This window comes from uncultured Limnohabitans sp. (genome assembly GCF_937889215.1).
GTDB lineage: Bacteria > Pseudomonadota > Gammaproteobacteria > Burkholderiales > Burkholderiaceae_C > Limnohabitans_A.
Window position 1 is genome coordinate 1 of sequence record NZ_CALBEX010000395.1, and the last position, 2,568, is coordinate 2,568.

The 2,568-nt window shown below is 59.0% G+C and carries 1 protein-coding gene and 1 pseudogene; both read left to right on the forward strand.

Annotation, left to right across the window (positions count from 1 at the left end):
- The first annotated feature begins 24 nt into the window (after nucleotides 1-24).
- Nucleotides 25-2,061 carry a cytochrome c biogenesis protein ResB gene (locus Q0341_RS09955; protein ID WP_299512720.1) on the forward strand — a complete coding sequence of 679 codons (2,037 nt, stop codon included), beginning with the start codon at nucleotides 25-27 and terminating at the stop codon, nucleotides 2,059-2,061.
- Nucleotides 2,058-2,568, forward strand: a pseudogene (locus tag Q0341_RS09960) (c-type cytochrome biogenesis protein CcsB); the annotation flags it as partial. The gene Q0341_RS09955 and the pseudogene Q0341_RS09960, both read left to right, overlap by 4 nt.

The following is a 2,568-nucleotide window of genomic DNA, read 5'->3' on the forward strand; positions in this document are numbered from 1 at the left end:
GCCTCCGGGTCGGCCACTTCCACGATGCGGGGCGGCGCGGTCTGCATCATCGCCTCGGTGATCGGCACGGTGCTCAAGCAAAATGAGCCCACCAACAATTACATCAACCAATTCGGACCGTTTTGGGCCGAGTTGTTTGCCACCCTCAAACTCAACACCGTTTACAGCGCCTGGTGGTTCTTGCTGATTTTGGCTTTTCTGGTGGTGAGCACCAGCCTGTGCATCGCCCGCAACACGCCCAAGATTCTGGTGGACCTGAAGAACTACAAGGAAAACATCCGCGAGCAAAGCCTCAAGGCCTTTCACCACAAGGCCGAAGGCCATTTGAACGAAGCGCCTGAGGCTGCCGCCAAACGCCTGGGCGCCCTGCTGGCCACGGGCGGCTGGAAAGTCAAGTTGCAAGAGCGCGACACCCCGGCAGGCAAGGGGTGGATGCTGGCGGGCAAGGCGGGTGCTGCCAACAAAATCGGTTACATCGCAGCGCATTCGGCCATTGTGCTGGTGTGTGTGGGCGGCTTGCTCGATGGCGACTTGGCGGTGCGCACCCAGATGTGGTTCGGTGGCAAGGAAATCTACAACGGGGGTGGACTGATCGCCGATGTGCCTGCAAAGCACCGCCTGTCTGAGCGCAACCCGGCCTTCCGGGGCAACTTGCTGGTGGCCGAGGACACCGCTTCGGGCACCGCCATCCTGAACCAGTCCAACGGCATCTTGTTGCAGGATCTGCCTTTTGTCATTGAGTTGAAAAAATTCATCGTTGAGTACTACTCGACAGGGATGCCCAAGCTTTTTGCCAGCGACATCATCATCCACGACAAGGCCACCGGCGAAAAGCAGGAAGCGCGTGTTGAGGTGAACCACCCGGCCAGCTTCAAGGGCATCAACATTTACCAGTCCAGCTTTGACGACGGTGGCTCCAGCGTCAAGCTGCAAGCCGTGCCCATGGCGGCAGCGACGCGGCCTTTCGAGGTGGAAGGCATCATTGGCAGTGATACCGATCTGAGCAATGGCGCTGAAAAAATGACGCTGGAGTTCACGGGGCTGCGTGTCATCAACGTCGAAAACATGTCCGGCGGTGAAGGCCTCCAAGGCACTGGTGTGGATGTGCGCAAGGTGGATTTGCGCAGCGCCATTGACGCCCGCTTGGGCGCAGGCCACAAAACCACCCACACCAAAGAGTTGCGCAATGTGGGCCCCAGCGTGAGCTACAAGCTGCGCGATGCTGCAGGGCAAGCGCGCGAGTACAACAATTACATGCTGCCCGTGGATGCGGGTGATGGCGTGCCGGTATTTTTGCTGGGCATGCGTGAGACGCCCAGCGAGCCTTACCGTTACCTGCGACCGCCTGCCGACGAAAACGGTGAGCTGGCGGGTTTCATCCGTTTGCGTGCAGCCTTGGAGACGCCCGCTTTGCGTGATCGTGCTGTGCAGCGTTATGCCCGCAAGGCGGTCGATCCCAAGCGTCCCGAGTTGACGCAGCAACTGGCCGATTCGGCGGCGCGCTCCCTGGGTTTGTTTGCCGGCTTGGAATCGGTCAATGGCAAGCAGGTAGCCGGTTTGCAGGCGCTGGCCGACTTTCTGGAAGCCAATGTGCCTGAGGCGGAGCGGCCGCGTGCCGGCGAGATGTTTGTGCGGATTTTGAATGGGGCTTTGTTTGAGCTTGACGCGTTGGCCCGCGAACAAGCCAACGCCAAGCCGTTGCCCACTGAGCAGGTGCAGGGCTTCATGTCGCAGGCGGTGTTGGCCTTGTCTGATGCGCCGTTCTACCCTGCGCCCATGACGTTTTTGCTGAAAGATTTCAAACAGGTCCAAGCCAGTGTTTTCCAAGTCGCCAGGGCCCCAGGCCAATCCATCGTTTACTTGGGTTGTGCCTTTTTGATCTTGGGTATTTTTGCAATGCTGTATGTTCGGGACCGTCGCTTGTGGGTGTGGTTGTCACCTCAGGGCGAAGGTTCTCAAGCGACCATGGCCTTGTCGTCCAACCGCAAGACCATGGATGTCGACCGTGAATTTGACCAATTGACCGCCCGTTTGCTGGGCCGATCCGAGAAAGCACCATGACGACTGTCACTTTGAATCCGGGCTATTTTTCCAGCCGCACGGCGCTTGACTGGGGCTTTGCCCTGCTGGCGCTGTTGGGCACGGTGTTTGCCTTCACCCGTTACCAGCACGCCATGGACGTTTACGAGCAAGGCATTCTGATTGGGAGCTTGCCGGCCGTGATTTGGCTGGCGTGGTTTTGGCGGCCGCTGCGCACCTTGATGCTGGTGGTGACCGGTCTGTCGCTGTTGGCCATCAACCTGTACCAGGGCGATTTGGCGCGCTCCGAGCAGGTGTTCTTGCTGAAATATTTCCTATCCAGCCAGTCGGCCATTTTGTGGATGAGCATGCTGTTTTTCATCAGCACCGTCTTTTATTGGGCGGGCATGTTCATGCGCAGCCAGGCGGATGCGATGGAGTCTTTGGGCTCGCGCATGGCCTGGGTAGCGGTTGGCCTGGCCCTGATCGGCACTTTGGTGCGCTGGTATGAAAGCCACCAGTTGGGCCCAGACATTGGGCACATTCCGG

Coding starts and splice junctions, on each gene's coding strand:
- Q0341_RS09955 (WP_299512720.1), top strand. CDS start 25: ATGCGGGGCGGCGCGGTCTGCATCATCGCCTCGGTGATCGGCACGGTG.